The sequence below is a fragment of the Caulobacter sp. HMWF025 genome (genome assembly GCF_003060965.1).
Taxonomy (GTDB): domain Bacteria; phylum Pseudomonadota; class Alphaproteobacteria; order Caulobacterales; family Caulobacteraceae; genus Caulobacter.
This window is the reverse complement of the sequence record NZ_QAII01000144.1, coordinates 68,797-88,221: the sequence shown is the minus strand read 5'-3', so window position 1 is coordinate 88,221 and position 19,425 is coordinate 68,797. Positions and strand designations below refer to the sequence as shown.

Sequence of the window (19,425 nt, the reverse complement as noted above, 5' to 3'; positions counted from 1 at the left end):
GTCGATGGCATGGCGGCCTGCTGGCGGGGTGGTGGCGTAGGGCTGGCGTGGCGAGGCTGCCGTCTTTGGGGTTCCTGAGACATCTGATACCCAAGGCGCAGGAGCCCAGCATGTTCTTCAAGACCGACACGGCCAAGATAAAGCGTTGGCGCGAGGAGCGCCATTGGTCCCAGGAGCACCTCGCCCAACTGGCCGGTATCGGCCTGCGCACGCTCCAGCGGATCGAGAACGGACAGCAGGCCTCGAGCGAAACACTCAAGGCGCTGGCCAACGCCTTTAGCGTCGATGTGGTGGCCCTTTCCGTCGACCCGGAGATCGAGGCGGCGCAGATTGTCCGGAATCGGCAAACGGAAGCTGTTCGGGCATTGCGTCTGTCATTCCTGATCCATGCAGCCTGCTATGTCGTCGTGGCCGCCGTCTTCATGACCATCAGCATCGGACTCGGGGCCTTCGTCATGAAGTGGCCCTTGCTCTGGGTGACCGTAGCGCTGCTCGGCCACGGGGCCGCCCTTGCTGTCGTCGAACTGGTTACGCGCTTCGACCGGCAGGGCGGCTATGGATCCTGAGGGGCTCCTGGGAGCGCGACCCGCGGTTAGCGCCGTATGTCGCCGATGAAGGCGCTCCTCCCGAGGGTTCCATTGATCAGGCTTGTCCCGATCTCAATCCCGAAGGCGTTGATTAAAGAGAACGCCCCTCTTGCAGGGTGAAGAGGGGCGCTCCTGTCCTGGTCGCGTGGCTCAGGTTTCGGTGTCTTCCTCGTCTTCAGCTTCGGCCACCAGCTCAATCGGTTCGACGGCAGCGGGGATGGTTTTGGCCTTTCGAGACCTTGCGGCGGGGGGCGTTTCTGTCGCGGCCTGGGCCTCGCTGGGTGACGTGGATTGCCGGAGCGTACCGGTGAGGCCGTTGAGATCGCCTCCGGACAGGCCGACTTCTGCCATCAACTGGTCCAGCAGAGGGGCCTGTGCCCTGTAGCGCAGGGCGCTGCTGACCACACTGTCAGCCAGGTTTCCGCCGCCGCTTGAGCCGCCACTGCCGTCGTTGGTCGTCGTACCGTTCATGCCGTCCATCTGAACGATGCGGATGGAGTCGATGGCCTGCAGTGGCTTGACGGACTCGGCGATGATCCGGTCAAGATTTTCGATCAGCTTGATGCGGATCGCCATCGCCACCTGGTCGGCGGACAGCAGATTGGCCGCCTCGTTCAGACCCTTTTGGCCGGCCGCGTCGACGGCGTAGCGGATACGGGCGGCCTCGGCTGCGATGCGGGCGGCTTCACCGGACGCCTCGGCCTCGATCCGCGTCTTGTCGGCTGCGCCCTTGGCTTCCTCACGAAGGGCCTCGGCCTGATCGGCAGCAGCGGCCTTCTGGGCCTGGGCAGCCACCTTGATGCCGATCGCCTCGCGCTCGGCTTCCTTGCTCGCTTCGATCAGCTCGATGATCTTCTGACGCTCGGCCCCTTCGCGTTCGCGGACGGTCTTGACCTGTTCCTCGGCCGTCACGGCCAGGGCCAGGGCCTTGTCAGCTTCAGCCTGGGCTTCGGACTGCGCGCGAGATTTCTCGGCGACTGCAATAGAGCGGTCTTGCTCCGACAGCTCGATCGCCTTGGCCTTCTCGATGTTCTGGGTGTCGATGGCGCGTTCCTTGGCGATCTCACGCTCGCTGAGTTCCTGCTCCATCGCGATACGCTGCTGGGCCACGGCGCGGTCGGCATCGATCTTGGCGGTCTCGATCTGCTGCTGGGCGGTGATCTTGGCGCCTTCGGCCTCGCGTGATTTCTCGGCTTCCTGACGCGACACCTCGGCGGCCTGACCGGCGCGACGGATGGCCAACTCGCGCTCCTGCTCAAGCTTGGCATATTCTTCGTCGCGGTTGATCTCCAGCGTGCGACGCTGGGCTTCCAGGTTCTTGGTCCGGATCTGAACCTGGGTGTCCTGCTCGATGTCGTTGCGCAGCTTCTTGCGCAGTTCGATCTCCTCGGTCAGCCGGGTCAGGCCCTCAGCATCGAAGGCGTTCGACGGGTTGAAGTATTCCATGGCGGTCTGGTCGAGGCCGGTCAGCGAAACCGTCTCCAGCTCCAGGCCGTTCTTCAGCAGGTCTTCGCTAGAGACCTGCTGTACCTTCTGAACGAAGTGGGTGCGTTGCTCATGCAACTCGGTCATGGTCAGTTCAGCGGCCACAGAGCGCAGGGCATCGACGAACTTGCCTTCGACCAGGTCTTTCAGCTGCTCGGGGTGCATGGTGCGCATGCCGAGGGTCTGGGCGGCCGAGGCAATGGCATCGGCGCTGGGCTGGACCCTCACATAGAACTCGGCCAGCACGTCAACCCGCATGCGGTCCTTGGTGATCAGGGCCTGCTCGTTCTTGCGCTCGACGGCAAGCCGCAGCGTGTTCATGTTGACCGGAATGGTCTCGTGCAGCACGGGCAGGATCAGCGCCCCGCCATTCATAACCACCTTCTCGCCGCCGAAACCCGTGCGAACGAACGACGTCTCCTTGGAGGCACGCTTGTAGAGGCGGGCGAAGATCAGGCCCAGGACCAGCAGGGCGACGAGGCCGCTTCCAGCGATGATGGCGATCTCGATCAGAGCAGGCATGTTCATGGGTACCCCCGTACTAGGAAAACTCTAAAGGTCGCGCAGGGACGCGCTGGTGTTCTGGATGGCAAAGAAGCGCGCGCCTGCGTGTCGCACGATGATCACTTGCGAGCCCTCTTCAAAAACCTCGCCGGCATCATCAGGCTCGATCATCACGTAGTGCGTCTGGCCGTGAAAATCGCGGACGCGGGCCTGGGCGGCACTGCCGACCTCGGCCTTGCCGATGACGATGGTCGCCCAGCGGCCGACGAGGGTGTCTCGCGCAACGGCGGTGGTCTCGTCAGTGGGCAGGATTCTGGCGACGACGCGGCCGAACAGTCGGGTAAAGGGCAGGGCTGCGACCATGGCCAGCGGCACAGCCAGCCACCAGGGGCCGGGCCGGCCGAAGATCCCGGCGATCACCTGCTGCAGGATCAGGCCCACCAGTCCAAAGCTGAACAGGAAGACCACGATCAGCATCAGGAGCGGCAACTTGCCGACATTGAGCCAGTTGAGAAGCGAGGCGTGGCCGTCGACGTCACCATCCATGTCCGGAGGGTTCAGGCCGTCGCCCAGTGCCGCACTGCCGCCCAGGCCGAGCGCCTCGACGACGCCAATGAGTAGCATCAGCAGAAGTGCGGCGAGGAACGGGACATTGTCGCCGGAGGTCAGGAAGGCCAGCATTTGAGATCAGCCTGCCTGATTGGCGCGGTCGAGGAGGGCGGCGAGCCGCTCCTCGACCCGATGTCGGCGGGCCAGCTTGTCCAGCTCCGAAAGCTTGGCACCGCGGTCCAGGTCGACGGGTTCACTGGGCGGTGGCGTAGTGCGGGTCGCGTTCAGGCTCTGCAGGTCTTCGCTCATCTCGCGGCGTGTGGCCTGAAGCGCCGACAGATAGCTCTCCAGCTCGGCCTGGCGATCTGCGGCACCGGCGACGGCGGATTCCAGCACCGGGACCTGGGCTTCAATGTCCAATTGATGCTCCAGGGCGGCGCGGATCAGATCCTCGCGGTCCTGGCTGAGGGCCAGGTCAATCTGGGCGGACAGCTCTTCGTGGCGGCTACTCTGCTCGGTCAGGCGTTTGGCAGCCAGATGGCGGGCGGCGATGGTCTTGCCCAGTTCGGCGCGGACCTCGTCGATGGCCTGGTCGACCTCGCGCAGGGCTTGCCGTCCCAAGGCGTCGGGCAGTACGCCTTCAAGCGCCTCTACAATCGCGTGAGCCCCTCCGGCGACGATACGACCCACCCGGGCCCCAAGAGTGTCGGCCATGAGTTTTCTCACTTGGCGGCGGCGGTTGTGGCCGCCGAGGTGATCAGGGTCATCAGGTCGTTCAAGGCCGCCAGCCGTCGTGCAACGACGCCGGAATCATAGGCCGGGGCGCTGGGCGTTACGGCCCAACGAAGCAATTGCTCGGTCATGCGGGCAGCGCAATCGACCAGCCGGGCCTCGTGACGGACCATCGCGGCCTCGTCGGCAGAGGCCATCTCGGCAGGGGTCGACAGGCTGATTGCCAGGAACTCCTCGACGCAGGTCAGCAGGCCCACCACCACACCCGAGCGACGTTCGGCCAGTTGCTCGGCCTCGCGCACGGCGCGAAGTGCTGGGCCCAGGGCCTCGTGGCTCGCGGTCAGGGCACCCGAAAAAGTTTCTGGTCGCTGACGCTGCAATCGGGCCAGGCGGATGAGTCCCCGCACTTTGTCACTGGACGTCACTGCCCCTTCCAGCTCGATTTGAGCAAGGAAGGCAGAATCGTCTTCGGAGAGCCTGACGCTCAGTGGCGTGTTTAGCGCGACCATAGGTGGAGCCTGCTTGTTTGTAAGACGTTTGTAAACAATGAAATTCAAACGTCTTACGCTTTTGCGTGCCGGCCTTCACATCAGCACAAGCCCTCAACATTCGAGGCGAGGCCTGACCCCGGCCGGGACAATGTCCCGCGCAAGCCCGAAAAGGCTCAGCATCCCGGGGGCCGCTGCCTGGCTTTGCTGGATCCTCGCCCTTCCGAGTTCCTACCCTGGCGAAGCCAGCGCCATCGAACTGGCCGCCCGCAATGCCGCCTTGCCGCGTTCTGCGAGCGCGTTGAACACCCGCCCGCGCGAGGCTCTCGGGTCCTCATCCCCAGAGCAGGCAAACCACAGGGCCGAGGCAAGGCGCGAGATCATTCCGGAGTAGAGCGCCAGCGGGCCGCCGCTCAACCCGAACTGGGCCAGCATGTCGCGCGCGGTGCCGCCATGGGAAAAGCGGATGATAGCACCTGCCCCAGCGAGCTCGGGTCGACGGACGGCCGCCAGGAATAGGCGTCGACGCAATGGGCTGGCGGGCGGATCGTCGACGACATGCCGCGCTATGCCCAGGAAAAAGCGTTCAACGGTAACGGGTTCGGGCATCGGGCCGTCCGCCGCGGTGGCGGCATCGGTCAGCATCTGCACCTGGCCCCGGATTGCCCCCGTTATAAGGTCCTCGATCGTGCGGAAATGGTGTGTCACCGAGCCTGTCGTAACGCCGGCCTGACGGGCGACGGTCCTGTGGGTCAGTGCCGCAAAGCCTGCGGTTTCGACGATCTGGGCCGCTGCGACAGCGATCCGCATGGCGGCGGGCGAGATGGACGCTGCGGAGGGCACCCCGACTGCGGAGAGGGCCGTCGGCAGGGCTCCGCCGTCGACCCGGTAGGGCGCTCCAAGGTAGGTCGCGCCGAAGTGATCCAGGAGCTCGCGCAGGACCGCGCGTTCCATCCCGGGCGACCAGGTCGAGAGATGGTAGAGGGCCTCTGACTCGAACAACAGATGCAGCAGTCGACCATCAATCTCCTGGCGTCCGAAGGTCCTGGCGACCTGTAGCCAGAAGTCACGCCACAGGCGGGTCCAGCCTGCGCATGGCTCGGTGCCGGCACAGGTGTTCAGGGCTTCCTGGTAGAGCAGGGCCAATGGCCGCGCATCCCGTGTCCAGGCATCGATCACGTATTCCAGGGCCTGGATTGCGCCATCCGCCGTAGGAGGGAGGGCTGCGATCTCGGCGGTTCGCGCGGCCAGCCATTCTGCGGTCCGCTCGACTCCAAGTCCGAAGGCGGACAATAACAAGTGTTCGATCGAGCCGAAGTTGTAGTTGATCGCACTCGGCGCAACCCCGGCTGCCGCTGCGATGGCGCGTGCCGAAGCCTCTGTGGCGCCCAGATCCGAAATCAGCTTCGCCGCCGACGCAACCAGGCGCCTGGCGGGTCTATCGTCCTCATTCGGATTGGGGGTGAAGTCATTCGCTAGGGGCAATTGGACCGTCGGGGATTCATGTCGCGCGATCATCCGTGACGGCACTGGCCAGCGCAAGCTTGCACTTTGCGCTGGGGATACCTTCATGGTCCTGAAACATAACATTCGTTCTAGGTTCATGTGCAGCGCGTAGCACCCCTCCCGGAAGCCGGCGGCCTGTCGGGGGCATCAGAGGGGTGTATTGTGGGACAAGGTTTTTATCGGGGTACATTGCGCGCAGCCCTGCTGGCCGGCGGTGCGACCCTTGCCGTTGCTGGCCAGGCCTGGGCGGCCGATGCTCCCGCCGCAGCGTCCACCGAGGGAGACCGTGTCAGCCTCCAGGAGGTCGTGGTCACCGCCCAGAAGCGCAAAACCAACCTGCAGGATACGCCGATCGCGATCTCGGCGATCGATAGCGAGGGTCTGAAGGCGCGCCACGTCCAGTCGATCGACGACCTGGGCGACGGCACGATCCCCTCGCTGCGCGTGGCACCGTTCTTCGCCCGCAAGTCGGCCCTCACGATCGGCATGCGCGGCGTGGGGTCGTCGGGCGACGCCAACCAGCCGGCGCGTGACCAGGCGGTCGGAGTCTACATCAACGGCGTCTATCTGGGGCGGGCCCAGGGCCTGGGTTCAGCGCTCTATGACGTCGAGCGCATCGAGGTGCTCAAGGGCCCGCAGGGCACGCTGTTCGGTCGCAACACCGAAGGTGGCGCGATCAGTATCGTGACCAAGGCCCCCACCGGCGAGTTCGGTGCGAGCACGACCCTCGGCTATGGCAACTACGGTGCCTACAAGGCCGAGACCCACATCGACCTGCCGGCCATCAATGATGTCAGCATCAAGATCGATGCCTTACTGAGCAAGCGTGACGGCACGGTCGAAAATCCGACGTCCTCGGGCCAGCCGGACTTCAATGGGTACGACAAGCGCGGATTCCAGGTTGAAGCGCTTTGGAGGCCGACCGACAGGCTGAGCGTCGGCTATGCCTTTGACGACGCCTATGACGCGACAACGCCCTACTATGTCCAACTGGTCAAAAAGGGGGTCCTGGCCCTGGCACCGGCCTCGCCGCTGCAGCCTGGCCGGGCTGAGCGCGCCAATATCGGCGTGCCGCTGCGCCAGAGCGAAGGTTTCACGTTCGGCCATCGCCTGAACCTGAACTGGACGCTGTCGGACAACCTCGAACTGAAATCGATCAGCGCCTACCGCAAGCTCAAGCAAGGTCAGTACGACAACGGTGCCGTCGCCCTGTCGGTGTTCTCGCCGAACGGCAATTTTGCCCGCTACAGCATCGCCAACTTCCACCAGAAGCAATACAGCCAGGAATTCCAGGCCATCGGTCACACGGACCGTGTGCAGTATGTGCTCGGGGCCTTCTATTTCCACGAGACGGTGGATGACAGCGCCCAGACGCCCAACTCCATGCAATGGAACGCGACGGGCACTGGCTACACCACGCTGAACCTGAACCTGAACGGCGTGCCGTTCGACCGCGCCTCCGAGGCCGACACGACCAGCTACGGTGTGTTCGGTCAGGCCGTCTGGACACCGGCGATCCTCGATGACGCCCTTCATCTGACGGTCGGTGGCCGCCTGACCAAGGACGAAAAGACCGGTTCGCTGAATACGGTCAACGGTGCCACGCCCAGCTATGTCGATGCCAGCAAGACGACGATCGTGGGGGCCATCCCGCTGGACGAGTCGTGGAGCCGGTTCGATCCGCTCGTCACTGTGGCCTACACCCTGGCTCCGAACATCAATGTCTATGGCCGCTGGAGCACGGGCTACAAGGCCGGCGGCGCCAACTCGCGGTCACTGACCTATCGCGCCTTCGATCCGGAAACGGTGTCGATGTACGAGGTCGGGGCCAAGAGCGAGTTCTGGGACCGTCGTGCCCGTCTCAACGTCGCGGCCTATAGCGGCGACATCAAGGACGCCCAGGTCGATTTCAACGTCCTGATCGTCAACAACAATCGCGGTACTCTGGAAACCACCAACGCCGCCACGGGCAAGACCAAGGGCGTGGAAGCCGACCTTACGCTGGTGCCGGTCGAGGGGCTGACCCTGACGGCGGGCTATGCCTATACCAAGGTCACCCTGTCCAAGGCGTTCAACCCGTTCACCAACGCCCTGGCGACGATCTATCCGATCTATACGCCGGAGAACGCCTATAGCTTCGCGGCGGACTACGAGCGGCCGGCCTTCGGGGCGACGCTCAAGGCGCACCTGGATGCGGCCTATGCCGATGCCCAGCATACCTCGACGACCGATCCGACCTTTGGCGATGACTCGCTCATCGTGAATGGTCGCCTGGCCCTGACGGACATCCGGGCCACAGAGGATGGGCCCGCCCTTCAGCTGTCGCTGTGGTCGCGTAACCTGCTCAACGAGTCCCTCGCCTTTTTGAAGAACACCAATGCGGTGCTCGGGACTTACGCGATCTTCAACGAGCCGCGCACCTACGGCGTCGAGTTGAACGTCAAATTCTAACCCCCTCAGGGCCAGAGAGCCGGACGGGGGTGGTCCCGTCCGGTCTCCAACATCGGGAGACGAACCATGGATCGTCGTCATTTCCTGGCGGCCGCTGCTGCCAATACCGCCCTGGCCGTCACGCCCTCGGCCTTTGCGGCCGAGACGCTGGAGGGCAAGGCCACCCGCGTCGCCGGCAAGGGCGTCCAGCTGGAGTGGAACGCCAAGTCCGCGCGAGCCGCAATCTATGTCTCGACGGACCCCGCTGCGCCGCGCCGCGCCATGCGCCAGGTGAAGACCGGCGTGACCGGCGGCCAGATCGAGATTCCGGCCGAGATCGCGCCGCGTCCGTACTATCTTCTGGCGGCCGACGGCCGCGAGACGCGGGTCGCCGAGCGGCTGCTGCCCCTTCAGGGCGGCCGCAATTTCCGTGATCTGGGTGGCTATCGCGCCGCAGGCGGTCGCCAGGTGCGCTGGGGCAAGATCTATCGGTCGGGGGTGATGAGCGGCCTCACCAATGGCGATCTGGACTATCTGTCCAAGCTGGGCGTGAAGGTGATCTGCGACCTGCGCAATCCCAGGGAGCGCCAGGATGAGCCCAGCCCGCTCCTGAAGGCCAATGTCCCTGAGGTGGTGGCCTTTGACTACGACATGAACGCTTCGATGGCGCTTCTGGCCACGGCCAGGACCCGAGAACAGGCCATCGATGTTTTCGCCATGGCCTATCTGCAGTTCCTCGAGACCCTGACCCCGAACTATACCGACCTCTTCGCGAGGCTGGCGGCCGGCGAGGCGCCGCTGGCGTTCAACTGTAGCGCGGGCAAGGATCGTACGGGCATGGCCTCGGCCCTCATCCTGTCGGTTCTGGGTGTCGCGCGTGAAACCGTGGTGGCCGACTACGCCCTGACCCAGGTCTATACCCCTCCGTCGCTCTACAAGGCGCAGATGGCGCAGGCCGGGCGCGTGTCGGGCGGAGGCCTGACGGCGGAGCAGGCCCGGGCTTTCGCGCAGATGCCTCCTGAGGTTCTGGACATCATCATGGGTTCGGACCCGGCAGTGATGCGTAAGGCCCTGGCCCAGGTCGACGACCGGTTCGGCGGTCCGGTCGCGCTCGCCAAGGCCCGCTTTGGACTCACGGACGCCAGGATCGCCTCCATCCGCGGGGCCTATCTGGCCTAGGCTGGAGACTTCACGACAGGGTTTGCCGGTCAGCCTTGGGGTCCTGTCGTGAAGTCCTTGATGCTCGGAGCAGGAACCCCGGCTGCGTCAGCCGCGGGTGTTGGTGCTTTTGTCCTCAGTCTGACGACGTCCCGAACGGCGCTTGGATGAGGCGTTGGGGGTGGTCACTCGGGCCGCTTCCGACAAGCTCAGGGCAGGGGCCAGTTGCAACAGCCGCTAGACGCTGGAGCGCGCATAGGCCGTCAGGCCCTCCACCAGGGCGTCGAAGACGAGCCTCACGCGGCGTACATCGCGCAGGTCCTCGTGGGTCACCACGAAGGTCTCGAGACTGATGGCGAGTTCAGGGACTATGCGCTCCAGGGAAGGGTCACGGGCGGCCAAACCCAACTGACAGAAGCCAACGCCTATTCCGGCACGGATCGCCGCCAGTTGCGCAAGATCGCTGTCGGCGCGAAATGCGAAGTCCTGGGAACCGAGATCTACGCCGCTCGCCACCTTGATGGCGCGGACACCGGCTGTTTCGGTCTCGAAGCCGACGAGTGGCAAAGATTTGGCTTCCGCCAGGGACGAGGGGCGGCCCCAGGCGTCCAGCAAACTCTTATGCCCGTAAAGGCCAACCGCGATGGTTCCGACCCGTTTGGCCACCAGCGCCTCCTGGACGGGGCGGACCATGCGCACGGCGATGTCGGCCTCGCGGCGTAGCAGATCTTCGGCGCGATTGGATAATGCCAGTTCGAAAATCAATCCCGGATGCGCCTTGCTGATCTGGGCGAGGATGGGGGGCAGGACCTCCATGCCGATCACCTCGCTGGCGGTGATGCGCACGGCTCCTGCGGCCGCGCTCGCCTCCGCCGATGCCGTGCGCGCGAAGGACGCCGCCGCAGCCGCCATGGCCTCGGCGGGCGCTGCCAGCTCACGCGCCAGGGCTGTGGGCGTCAGACCCATTGGAGACCGGGTAAACAGAGCTACGCCCAGATGGCGCTCGAGGTCCTCGATCCGGCGGCGCACAGTCGGTTGCGCGGTCCCCAGCATCCTGGCCGCACCGGAGAGGCTGCCCTCACGCAGGACGGCCAGAAAGGCGCGCTGTTGCTCCCAGTCGATCGTCTCGGCGGCAGGGCGGCTCATAAGAAAATGACTAGCTGATCGATCGTTCCTGTCAATTCCTGATGAGTGCGGTCGCGGGCATCCTGACGACATCAACCACGTGAGGCGTTCGCCATGACTGAAGTTCAAGCCCGGACCGCACTAATTCTCGGTGCCAACGGTGGTGTCGGCCGTGAAACCGCCGCGGCGCTCGCCCGCCATGGCTGGAAGATCCGCGCTCTGGTGCGGATCCCTGCTCCGTCATCAGTCCATGCAGGCTGGGACTATGTCATCGGCGACGCGATGGACCGTGATGCCGTTGTCGCCGCAGCCGAGGGGGCGGACATCATCGTGCACGCCGTCAACCCACCAGGCTATCGCGACTGGGACAAGCTGGTCCTGCCGATGATCGACAACACGATTGCCGCCGCCGAAGCCAGCAGGGCTCGTATCCTGCTGCCAGGCACGATCTACAACTACGGGAGCCAGGACTATCCGTTGCTCTCGGAGGATACGCCGCAGCGGCCCCGGACCCGCAAGGGCAAGATTCGGGTCGCCATGGAAGCCAGGCTGGAAGCCGCGTCGGCCCATGGCGTCCGCTCTCTCATCCTGAGGGCCGGTGACTATTTCGGTCCAAACGCCGGCAACAACTGGTTTGGTCAGGCGCTGGTGATCCCAGGTAAGCCCCTCAAGGCCATTACCTATCCGGGCAAGACCGGTGTCGGCCATGCCTGGGCCTACCTGCCGGACGTCGCCGAGACCTTTGCCCGGCTCGCTGACCAGGAGCAGGACCTCCCGGCCTTCGCGCGGTTTCATTTCGACGGCCAATGGGATCCCAACGGTACAGCGATGACGGCAGCTATTCGTCGGGCCGCCGGTGCGCCGCACATGCCGATCCGAAGCTTGCCGTGGGCTGTGCTGGGGCTGATTGCGCCGTTCAATGAGACCCTGCGCGAACTGATTGAAATGAAGCCCCTGTGGCGAGCAGCAGCCCGTCTCGACAACAGTCTGCTGGTGGCGCGCCTGGGGCAGGAGCCGCGCACGCCGCTCGACCAGGCTGTTGAGGCAACGCTCGCGGGCCTTGGCGTCAGGATTTCCAATCCCCGGACGGTGGCCAAACCGGTCAAACCCGCGCGGGCATCAAACTGACAGGCGGGCGGTCACGGCAGCATTGATTTGCAACGGGCCCGCTCAACACCGCTGCTGGGGGCCGGAGGGCGCGGCTTCGGTTCCGACTAGAGCCGACGTTCAAAGACTGAAATCGCTTGCCGCAGCCGATAGAGCTGCGCCTGACGCCCGCCGGTTTCCGCCCGCAAGCCCTCGACGGCTTCGATCAGGGCCAGTTCGGTCAGTTTGCGGCGGAACGAGCTCTTGTCGATGCGGGCTGCGCCAAGAGCGATCTGGTACGTGGCCTGTAGCTCACTGAGGGTAAAGGTCTCGGGCAGAAGACGTGCGGGGAGCGTTGAATAGGCTCCCTTGGACCGCAACCGACCAACTGCTGCAGCCAGAATCTGAGCGTGGTCGAACGGCAGGTCGCGGGCTTCGTCAACAGGCGTGAGGGCGACGTTGCCGCCATCACCCAAGGCCTTCGTCAGGCGATCCAGCGGGGTAAGGGCGAGATAGGCCACCGAGACCGACCAGCCGCGCGGGTCGCGCTTTGGGCCGGAGAAGGTGGATAGCTGCTCTATGAAGAAGCCCTCCAACCCGGTCTTTTGGCGCAACACTCTCGTCGCCGTGGCGTCGGTATCCTGGTCCTTGTCCGCATGGACGTAGCCGCCGATCAGGGCGCTGCGTCCCGCGAACGGCTCGCTCTCCCGCCTGATCAGCCCGACGGCGAGTTGTCCGTCCACCACCGTGAGCAGCACGACATCTGCGGTGACGATCTGTTTGTGGTCCGGTGGAACAACCTGATGCATACGGCACAGTAGGGCGATTTTAAGTTAGTTGCAAAATACACTTTACTACAAAGTTTGACAGCCCTAGGGTCTGCCCATCGGAAGACACCGTCGGGTGAGCAGAGGAGGGACGATCATGGGTTCGGGACGTTGGAGCCAGTCAGCCTGGGATGACTACGCCAGCCGCAATGTGCACGGTCGTTCGCGTGATGAGATCTTCACGGCGCGCCGCATGGACCCGGAGTTCGATCCCGCGCGGATCGGGGTGCGGGAATCGCGGGATGGCGAGGACAACCCCCTGTCCACGCCGATCATCCTGGCGTCGGATGTCACCGGGTCGATGGGCGTGATCGCACATGAGTTGATGAACAACGGCCTCAACACCCTCGCGACCGAAATCTACGAACGTCGGCCGGTATCTGATCCTCACGTCATGGTCATGGCGGTGGGCGACGCGAAGACCGACATGGCACCGCTGCAGGTCACCCAGTTCGAGGCTGACATCCGCATCGCCGACCAGGTGCGCCGGCTGTGGCTGGAGGGCGGCGGTGGCGGTAATGGCGGGGAGTCCTACTCAGCCGCTCACGCATTCGCCGGCCTGCGGACTGACGTAGACAGTGTCGCCAAGCGCGGCCGTCGCGGCTACCTGTTCACCATCGGCGACGAGCCCATTCACGACGGTCTGACCCGCGACGAACTGACCAGCATCTTTGGCGAAGACGTCGAGCGTGGCCTGTCGGCGCGGGAATGCCTGGCGCTGGCGCAGCGGAGCTACGACGTGTTCCACGTCGTGGTGATGCAGGGCTATGCGGGCCAGGACCTGGGTCGGGTATTGCGGACCTGGAAGCCTTTGCTGCCCGGCCGGCTGCTGATCCTCGACGATCACCGCCACCTCCCGGAAGTGGTCGTCTCGGCCATCCAGGTCGCGGAAGGCGCAGACCCTGCCACGGTCGCCGGCAGTTGGTCGGGCCAGGCTTCGCCGGTGGTCGCGCGGGCCCTGCAGGACATGCACCGCGCGTCCGGCACGGGCGGGCTCCTGCGCCGGCTTCTGGGCTAGGGAGGCGAGCATGGGCAAGTCCATCGCCCAGGCGGTGATCGGAGCCGGCTACGGGGACGAAGGCAAGGGTCACCTTGTCGACGCCCTCGCAGCCGGGGCAATCGGCCAGCCCGTCGTGGTGCGGTCGAACGGCGGAGCGCAGGCGGGGCACACCGTGACCCTGCCCGACGGTCGCCGGCATGTGTTTCATCATGTCGGATCGGGAGCCTTGGCCGGAGCCTCAACCCACCTGTCGCGCTTTTTCGTGCATCATCCGATGCTGCTGGACGCCGAGCGTGCGGCTGTGGCGGCACTGGGCGGCTGCGCTGACATCACCGCCGATCCGCGCGGCCTGGTCACTACGCCTTGGGACATGCTGATCAATCAGGCCGTCGAGCGCTCACGCGACGGCGGCCGGCACGGCAGCTGCGGCCTCGGGTTCGGCGAGACCATCGAGCGCTCTCTGAGCCCGGCCTTTGCCCTGACCGTCGCGGATCTCGCGGGACCGGCGCTCAGGGGGCGCCTGCAGGCCATCCGCGTTGACTGGGTCAAGTGGCGGCTGACCATACTCGGTGTGACCTCGCTGTCGGCGAACGAGGCCCGGGTGCTGGACGACGAGGGGGTGCTGGAGGTCTTCCTCGAAGATTGCCGCCGCTTCGCCGGTACGGTCGGCCAGTCGTCAGACGCCGGGCTGGCTGCACGTGGACCGGTGATTTTCGAAGGGGCCCAGGGCCTGCTTCTGGACCAAGCGATTGGTGTCTTTCCCCACGTGACCCGTTCGCAGACCGGGCTGGTCAACATGGTCGCCATTGCTCGCGAAGCAGGTCTGGAAGGCATCGAAGCGCTCTACGTCACCCGCGCCTATGCGACGCGGCACGGGGCAGGGCCGCTGCCGGGTGCGGTCGAGGCTCTGGACGAGTTCGACGTTGTCGATCCGACCAACGTCCCGAACGCCTGGCAGGGCAAGATCCGTTATGCCCCGCTGGATCTCGACCGCCTCGAGGGCGCCATCGCCGCCGACCGGGCGCTGTGTGATCCGGGGAGCGTCGCGATCCGCGCCAGTCTCGCCGTGACCTGCCTCGATCAAGCGCGCGGCCACGCGCGGCTCGTGGACAGTGGAGCGACCGTCTGGCGAGCGCCCGAAGCGCTTGCCCGGGCGGTGAGCGCGAGGCTAAGTCTGGCTTTAAAGGCGGAGAGCTGGGGTCCCGACAGAAACGGGGTTCGTCTGCGCGAACCCGCCGTCACCTTGGCGGCCTAGCCACCGAAAGACTTCGCCGTGCCGCTTTCCGACGATGCGCCAGAGCTTGCCGTTTTCATTGGCCGTTTCGAGCCCTTCCACAACGGCCACCTCGAAGTCGTCCGGCGTGGCCTCGCCGAGGCCAATCGCCTGCTGATCGTGATCGGTTCCGACGGGGCTGCGCGCCGGGCTGATTTCCTGCCGTTCACCACCAGCGAACGTCGGGAGATGATCCTCGCCAGCCTGCCGCGAGAGGACCATCATCGGGTCGTGTTCAAGGGCGTGCCCGACCTCGGCGACATCATCGCCTGGGCGGATCGGATCCGGGGACTGGTCGCGGAAGCTCTGGATCAAGCGGGTCTCGGTGCCGATGCGCCTGTGACCCTGATCGGCTGCTCGAAGGACCGGTCCAGCTACTATCTGAGCGTCTTTCCAGAGTGGAACTCCATCGCCGTGCCGCATCTGGGCGAACTGTCGGCGACGCCGATCCGGGAGGCCTATTTCGGCGAGGACCCGGAGGGTGTGTCAGCCTGGCTGGCAGGTCCGGGCCGGGAACAGCTGCCCCCGGCGGTCGTGACCTGGCTCAAGGCGTTTCGCGCCGAGCCGGCCTATGGCGAGATGCTTGCAGAACTGGCCTATGCGCGGCGCTACCGCGAAGCCTGGAGCCGGGCGCCCTATCCGCCCATCTTCGTCACCGCCGACGCCGTAGTCATCCAGGACGGGCATGTGTTGCTGATCCGTCGCAAGGGGCAGCCGGGACAAGGACAGTGGGCGCTCCCGGGTGGCTTCGTCGAGCAGGATGAGTTCGTCGTCGATGCCGCCTTGCGAGAGCTGGAAGAGGAGACCGGTATCGCGGTTGCGGAGGCGGACCTGCGCGCGGCCATTGTTGCGACCCGGGTCTTTGACGCGCCGTTCCGCGACATGCGCGGCCGGATGATCACCCATGCCACGCTGTTTCACTTGCGGCCGCAAACGCCGGAGCTGCCCACGGCCGTTGGGGCAGACGATGCCGACCTTGCGTCCTGGGTCCGGTTGACCGACCTGCGGCGCGAGGCGCTGTTTAGTGACCACTTTCTGATCATCCAGGCCATGGCGAGGCTGACCGCTGAGACCGGTCACGCCCTACAGCACGTGGATTAGGAGACTGCATGGACCTCGCCAAGCGGGCTTTCGACCAGAGCTTCCACATCGACCCGATCGTGCGCTCGCTGCTCGACACCGATTTCTACAAGCTGCTCATGGGGCAGTTCATCTATGAGCGGTTTCCCGACGTTCAGGTCACCTTCGGGCTGACCAACCGGACCCGTTCGGTCCGTCTCGCCGACCTAATTCCCGAGGAGGAGTTGCGAGCGCAACTGGACCATGTGCGCGGTCTGAGCTTCCGGCCGAACGAACTGATCTGGCTATCGGGCGCGACCTTCTATGGGCAGAAGCGGATATTCCAGCCGGGTTTCATCGACTTTCTGCACGCCCTGCAGCTGCCTGACTACGACCTGCGCAAGGAAGATGGACAATATGTCCTGACCTTCACCGGATCCTGGGCGCAGACAACCTGGTGGGAGATCCATGCCCTTTCGATTGTCAGCGAGCTGAAGAGCCGGGCGGCCCTTCGCCAGCGGGGCGCAATGGAACTCGACTTCCTCTATGCGGGAGCCAAGGCCAAGCTGCTGGCGAAGCTCAAACGGTTGTCGAGTCTTGAGGGTCTGGCGCTGTCGGATTTCGGCACCCGCCGGCGTCATTCGTTTCTTTGGCAGGAGTGGGTCGTTCTGGCGATGGCCCAGGTGCTGGGTGAACGCTTCGTCGGCACCAGCAACGCCTTTCTGGCCATGAAACACGGTCTCGACGCCAAGGGCACAAACGCCCATGAACTGCCGATGGTGCTTGCGGCCCTGGCGACGGACGACGTGGCGCTGAAGGCCAGCCAGTATGCCCTTTGCCAGCAGTGGCAGGAGACCTATTCGGGTAATCTTCTGGTCGCCCTGCCGGACACTTTCGGCACCACCCAATTCCTGAAAGACGCACCGGACTGGCTGCCGCTGAACTGGCGTGGCTATCGGCCCGACTCCAAGGCACCGGTGGCGGCGGGCGAGGAGATCAGGGGTTGGCTGCAGGGCCATGGCGTCGATCCGATGAGCCGTTTTGTGCTGTTCTCAGACGGTCTGGACGTCCGCATCGATGGCTTTGAACCTCATGGCGAGGACATCGGCGACATTCACCGGCACTTTGAGGAGCGCATCGGGCGGGCCTATGGCTGGGGCACTAATGCCAGCAACGACTTCCGGGGCTGCGATCCGCGCGCCGAGAGCGTGTTCGATCCGATCTCGCTGGTCTGCAAGGTGACGGCCGCCGGGGGCAGGCCGGCCGTCAAGCTGTCGGACAACTACAACAAGGCCTCGGGACCGCCTGAGGAAATCGCCCGCTATCGCCGGGTGTTCGGGGACGAAGGCGTGCACGGCGCCCCGGTCCAAGTCTGAGACCTGAAGGACGCAAGCCCATGATCAACCTCAACAGTCCCGCCTCGACCGACGTGCTTGTCGTCATCGACCCTCAGATCGATTTCTGTCCGGGCGGCGCGCTGGCGGTGCCCGGCGGCGACGAGATCATGCCGCTGGTGAACCGGTTGGCCGAGCGGTTCGCTCATGTCGTACTGACCCAGGACTGGCACCCGCACAATCAGATCTCGTTTGCCTCGACCCATGGTGCCCAGCCGTTCTCGACCATCCAGGCCCCTTATGGCGAGCAGGTGCTGTGGCCTGATCACTGTGTTCAGGGCAGCCCGGGGGCAGACTTCCATCCGCTGATCAAGAGCGGTCTCGCTGACCGGGCCGAGGTCATCATCCGCAAGGGCTACAACGCCGCCGTCGACTCCTATTCGGCGTTCTTCGAGAACGACAAGACGACGGCCACAGGCCTCGCCGGTTACCTGCGCGAACGGGGGCTGACGCGTTGCGTATTCGTCGGGCTCGCGCTCGACTTTTGCGTCCGCTACTCGGCTGAAGACGCTGTCAGCGAGGGCTTTGAAGCGATGGTGGTTACGGATGCCACCCGCGCCATCAATATGAACGGATCACGCGATGCTGCGGTCAAAGCGCTTCGGGCCTGTGGCGTTGACCTCGTGAGGGCAGCGTAGTCCAACTTTGAGTTCCTGCGCGGCTTTCAAGCTGTCAATGCCGGCCCCTGGCCCAATCGGTCACGGGTGAGACATCAGTTCTGACCTCTTGAAACCGCGATGCCGAGACTTGACGCCCAGGCGTTCAGGTCGCCCCGTTTCAGGGCGGTGGCCATCATTTCCGGAAAGAGATCTGGTGTGCAGGCGAAGACCGGCGCGCCAAGGTCTGCAATGGCGGCGGCCATACCAGCGTCATAGGATGGACGGCCGTCGTCGTTCAGGGCGAGCAAAACGATCAGGTTGACGCCACTATTCACCAGGGCCGCGGCCCGGCCCAGCATCGCTTTGGCGTCGCCGCCTTCGTACAGGTCGGTGACCAGCACCAGATGGGTCTGGGATGGATCACTGATATTGGCCTGACACCAGGCGAGCGCCTGATTGATATCCGTGCCTCCACCGAGCTGGATGCCGAACAACACATCGACCGGGTCGGCCAGGTCGTCTGTCAGGTCTGCCACAACGGTGTCGAAGACCGCAAGTTTGGTGCGCATCGCCGGGATCGAGGCCAGCACGGCCGCGAAGATCGAGGCGTAGACCACCGAACTGGCCATCGACCCGGACTGATCAACGCAGAGCACCACCTCATCGAGGCGCCGGCGGCTGCTTGCCCGGCCAAAGCCAATCAGTTTTTCCGGCACGATGGTCCGGTGTTCGGCCTGCCAGTGGCGCAGGTTCGCGCGGATTGTGCGGGGCCAGTCAATGTCACCGGGGCGGGGACGGAAGGTGCGCTGGCTGCGATTGAGCGCCCCCCGCACGGCCTGGGCGGTCTGGCCTTCAAGGCGGGCCAGCAGTTCATCAACCACCTTGCGCACCACCTGTCGGGCCGTTTCCTTCGTCTTCTCCGGCATCACTGAGCGCAGAGAAATCAGGTCGGCGATCAGGTGCACGTCGGCCTCGACGGCGGCCAGGAACTCCGGCTCCAGCAGCATCTGGCGCAGGCCCAGCCGCTCAAAGGCGTCGCGCTGAACCATCTGCACCACCGGGGCGGGGAAGAACTCGCGCACGTCACCCAGCCAACGCGAGACCTTGGGGGCTGAGGCACCCAGCGAGCCCTTGCGGGCTGCCCCGTCGCCGCCCGGGCCGTAGAGGGCGGTCAGGGCCGCGTCCAGTCGTTGATCCCGCGGATCCAACGCCCCGTCCCCGTCCTCGGTACCCAGGACCAGACGCCAGCGGCGGCGGGCGTCCTCGGCCGTCGGCGTGACCGATTCCTCCGGAACAGGGGCGTCCTGGCTCATGCGCTCATTCCCAGCAGGGTCTTCAGCAGCGGTAATGCGGCCTGGAAGGCGGCGCTGTCTCTACCGATGGTCGTTACGCCTGGGGCGTCTGTGGCGCGAACACCGGTTGCGGCGTTTAGAAGGTGGCGGCGTTCCATGCGGTCCAGGCCGGAAAACGCTCGACGCAATTGGGGAAGGAGGCCATCGAGGTCCTCGGCTGGTATCTGCCGCAGCCAGCTATCCAGCAGGTCGAGCAGGGGCTGATCGTGCAGTAGAAGCCGGCCGGCGTCGTCGAGGAACCCCTCGAGCCAGGCGGCGGCGTCTGTGGGCG

18 protein-coding genes are annotated in these 19,425 nt (G+C 65.1%); 9 read left to right on the top strand and 9 right to left on the bottom strand.

Features of this window, described 5'->3' with window-relative positions; all coding sequences use genetic code 11:
* The first annotated feature begins 110 nt into the window (after positions 1 to 110).
* Entirely contained in the window at positions 111 to 566 is a 456-nt protein-coding gene (locus DBR10_RS15320) for a helix-turn-helix domain-containing protein (RefSeq protein WP_108504781.1), read from the top strand.
* 171 nt (positions 567 to 737) lie between these two features.
* Here the strand turns inward: DBR10_RS15320 and DBR10_RS15315 are convergent, their stop codons facing one another.
* The 5 genes from DBR10_RS15315 to DBR10_RS15295 form a co-directional block, all read right to left on the bottom strand.
* Positions 738 to 2,600, bottom strand: a complete 1,863-nt coding sequence (locus DBR10_RS15315) for a flotillin family protein (RefSeq protein WP_108504782.1) — start codon at positions 2,598 to 2,600, stop codon at positions 738 to 740.
* A 24-nt stretch (positions 2,601 to 2,624) separates the two neighbouring features.
* Positions 2,625 to 3,257, bottom strand: coding sequence for a YqiJ family protein (locus tag DBR10_RS15310; RefSeq protein WP_108504783.1), 633 nt, complete (start codon positions 3,255 to 3,257; stop codon positions 2,625 to 2,627).
* Positions 3,258 to 3,263: 6 nt separating this feature from the next.
* Positions 3,264 to 3,839, bottom strand: a complete 576-nt coding sequence (locus DBR10_RS15305) for a PspA/IM30 family protein (protein ID WP_108504784.1) — start codon at positions 3,837 to 3,839, stop codon at positions 3,264 to 3,266.
* A gap of 8 nt (positions 3,840 to 3,847) precedes the next feature.
* On the bottom strand, positions 3,848 to 4,282 hold the full coding sequence (locus tag DBR10_RS15300; RefSeq protein WP_233243435.1) for a hypothetical protein: 435 nt from the start codon (positions 4,280 to 4,282) through the stop codon (positions 3,848 to 3,850).
* 294 nt (positions 4,283 to 4,576) lie between these two features.
* Entirely contained in the window at positions 4,577 to 5,950 is a 1,374-nt protein-coding gene (locus tag DBR10_RS15295) for a TetR/AcrR family transcriptional regulator (protein ID WP_108556484.1), read from the bottom strand.
* A gap of 90 nt (positions 5,951 to 6,040) precedes the next feature.
* On the opposite strand from DBR10_RS15295, the gene DBR10_RS15290 reads away from it, so the two are divergent.
* Together DBR10_RS15290 and DBR10_RS15285 are read left to right on the top strand one after the other, a co-directional pair.
* Positions 6,041 to 8,302 (top strand): TonB-dependent receptor, encoded by a 2,262-nt coding sequence (locus DBR10_RS15290; RefSeq protein WP_233243434.1) that lies wholly within the window; start codon positions 6,041 to 6,043, stop codon positions 8,300 to 8,302.
* A 66-nt stretch (positions 8,303 to 8,368) separates the two neighbouring features.
* Positions 8,369 to 9,460, top strand: a complete 1,092-nt coding sequence (locus DBR10_RS15285; protein WP_108556483.1) for a tyrosine-protein phosphatase — start codon at positions 8,369 to 8,371, stop codon at positions 9,458 to 9,460.
* A gap of 216 nt (positions 9,461 to 9,676) precedes the next feature.
* Here the strand turns inward: DBR10_RS15285 and DBR10_RS15280 are convergent, their stop codons facing one another.
* Entirely contained in the window at positions 9,677 to 10,585 is a 909-nt protein-coding gene (locus DBR10_RS15280) for a LysR family transcriptional regulator (RefSeq protein ID WP_108503951.1), read from the bottom strand.
* Between the two features lie 93 nt (positions 10,586 to 10,678).
* On the opposite strand from DBR10_RS15280, the gene DBR10_RS15275 reads away from it, so the two are divergent.
* Positions 10,679 to 11,692: an NAD(P)H-binding protein gene (locus tag DBR10_RS15275; RefSeq protein ID WP_108503952.1), complete on the top strand. Its 1,014-nt coding sequence runs from the start codon at positions 10,679 to 10,681 to the stop codon at positions 11,690 to 11,692.
* Between the two features lie 86 nt (positions 11,693 to 11,778).
* On the opposite strand, the gene DBR10_RS15270 is transcribed toward DBR10_RS15275, so the two are convergent.
* On the bottom strand, positions 11,779 to 12,459 hold the full coding sequence (locus DBR10_RS15270; RefSeq protein WP_108503953.1) for an NUDIX hydrolase: 681 nt from the start codon (positions 12,457 to 12,459) through the stop codon (positions 11,779 to 11,781).
* A gap of 115 nt (positions 12,460 to 12,574) precedes the next feature.
* Here DBR10_RS15270 and DBR10_RS15265 point away from each other — a divergent pair, with 115 nt between their 5' ends.
* Genes DBR10_RS15265 through pncA form a run of 5 tightly spaced genes read left to right on the top strand, consistent with a single transcriptional unit; the run spans position 12,575 to position 17,841 of the window.
* Positions 12,575 to 13,495, top strand: a complete 921-nt coding sequence (locus DBR10_RS15265; protein ID WP_108503954.1) for a hypothetical protein — start codon at positions 12,575 to 12,577, stop codon at positions 13,493 to 13,495.
* Between the two features lie 10 nt (positions 13,496 to 13,505).
* The gene (locus DBR10_RS15260; RefSeq protein WP_108503955.1) at positions 13,506 to 14,732 is read left to right on the top strand and encodes an adenylosuccinate synthetase; all 1,227 of its coding nucleotides are present in this window, start codon (positions 13,506 to 13,508) and stop codon (positions 14,730 to 14,732) included.
* A gap of 18 nt (positions 14,733 to 14,750) precedes the next feature.
* On the top strand, positions 14,751 to 15,851 hold the full coding sequence (locus DBR10_RS15255) for a bifunctional nicotinamide-nucleotide adenylyltransferase/Nudix hydroxylase (RefSeq protein WP_108503956.1): 1,101 nt from the start codon (positions 14,751 to 14,753) through the stop codon (positions 15,849 to 15,851).
* Between the two features lie 8 nt (positions 15,852 to 15,859).
* The gene (locus DBR10_RS15250; protein ID WP_108503957.1) at positions 15,860 to 17,185 is read left to right on the top strand and encodes a nicotinate phosphoribosyltransferase; all 1,326 of its coding nucleotides are present in this window, start codon (positions 15,860 to 15,862) and stop codon (positions 17,183 to 17,185) included.
* A gap of 20 nt (positions 17,186 to 17,205) precedes the next feature.
* Positions 17,206 to 17,841 (top strand): bifunctional nicotinamidase/pyrazinamidase, encoded by a 636-nt coding sequence (pncA, locus tag DBR10_RS15245; RefSeq protein WP_108490025.1) that lies wholly within the window; start codon positions 17,206 to 17,208, stop codon positions 17,839 to 17,841.
* 74 nt (positions 17,842 to 17,915) lie between these two features.
* On the opposite strand, the gene DBR10_RS15240 is transcribed toward pncA, so the two are convergent.
* Both DBR10_RS15240 and DBR10_RS19370 read right to left on the bottom strand, forming a co-directional pair.
* On the bottom strand, positions 17,916 to 19,115 hold the full coding sequence (locus tag DBR10_RS15240; protein WP_108490024.1) for a VWA domain-containing protein: 1,200 nt from the start codon (positions 19,113 to 19,115) through the stop codon (positions 17,916 to 17,918).
* Positions 19,112 to 19,425 (bottom strand): DUF5682 family protein (locus DBR10_RS19370; RefSeq protein ID WP_233243433.1); only part of this gene is annotated, 314 nt, incomplete at its 5' end. The genes DBR10_RS19370 and DBR10_RS15240, both read right to left, overlap by 4 nt.

Coding starts and splice junctions, on each gene's coding strand:
- DBR10_RS15320 (WP_108504781.1), top strand. CDS start 111: ATGTTCTTCAAGACCGACACGGCCAAGATAAAGCGTTGGCGCGAGGAG.
- DBR10_RS15315 (WP_108504782.1), bottom strand. CDS start 2,600: ATGAACATGCCTGCTCTGATCGAGATCGCCATCATCGCTGGAAGCGGC.
- DBR10_RS15310 (WP_108504783.1), bottom strand. CDS start 3,257: ATGCTGGCCTTCCTGACCTCCGGCGACAATGTCCCGTTCCTCGCCGCA.
- DBR10_RS15305 (WP_108504784.1), bottom strand. CDS start 3,839: ATGGCCGACACTCTTGGGGCCCGGGTGGGTCGTATCGTCGCCGGAGGG.
- DBR10_RS15295 (WP_108556484.1), bottom strand. CDS start 5,950: ATGAACCTAGAACGAATGTTATGTTTCAGGACCATGAAGGTATCCCCA.
- DBR10_RS15285 (WP_108556483.1), top strand. CDS start 8,369: ATGGATCGTCGTCATTTCCTGGCGGCCGCTGCTGCCAATACCGCCCTG.
- DBR10_RS15280 (WP_108503951.1), bottom strand. CDS start 10,585: ATGAGCCGCCCTGCCGCCGAGACGATCGACTGGGAGCAACAGCGCGCC.
- DBR10_RS15275 (WP_108503952.1), top strand. CDS start 10,679: ATGACTGAAGTTCAAGCCCGGACCGCACTAATTCTCGGTGCCAACGGT.
- DBR10_RS15270 (WP_108503953.1), bottom strand. CDS start 12,459: ATGCATCAGGTTGTTCCACCGGACCACAAACAGATCGTCACCGCAGAT.
- DBR10_RS15265 (WP_108503954.1), top strand. CDS start 12,575: ATGGGTTCGGGACGTTGGAGCCAGTCAGCCTGGGATGACTACGCCAGC.
- DBR10_RS15260 (WP_108503955.1), top strand. CDS start 13,506: ATGGGCAAGTCCATCGCCCAGGCGGTGATCGGAGCCGGCTACGGGGAC.
- DBR10_RS15250 (WP_108503957.1), top strand. CDS start 15,860: ATGGACCTCGCCAAGCGGGCTTTCGACCAGAGCTTCCACATCGACCCG.
- pncA (WP_108490025.1), top strand. CDS start 17,206: ATGATCAACCTCAACAGTCCCGCCTCGACCGACGTGCTTGTCGTCATC.
- DBR10_RS15240 (WP_108490024.1), bottom strand. CDS start 19,115: ATGAGCCAGGACGCCCCTGTTCCGGAGGAATCGGTCACGCCGACGGCC.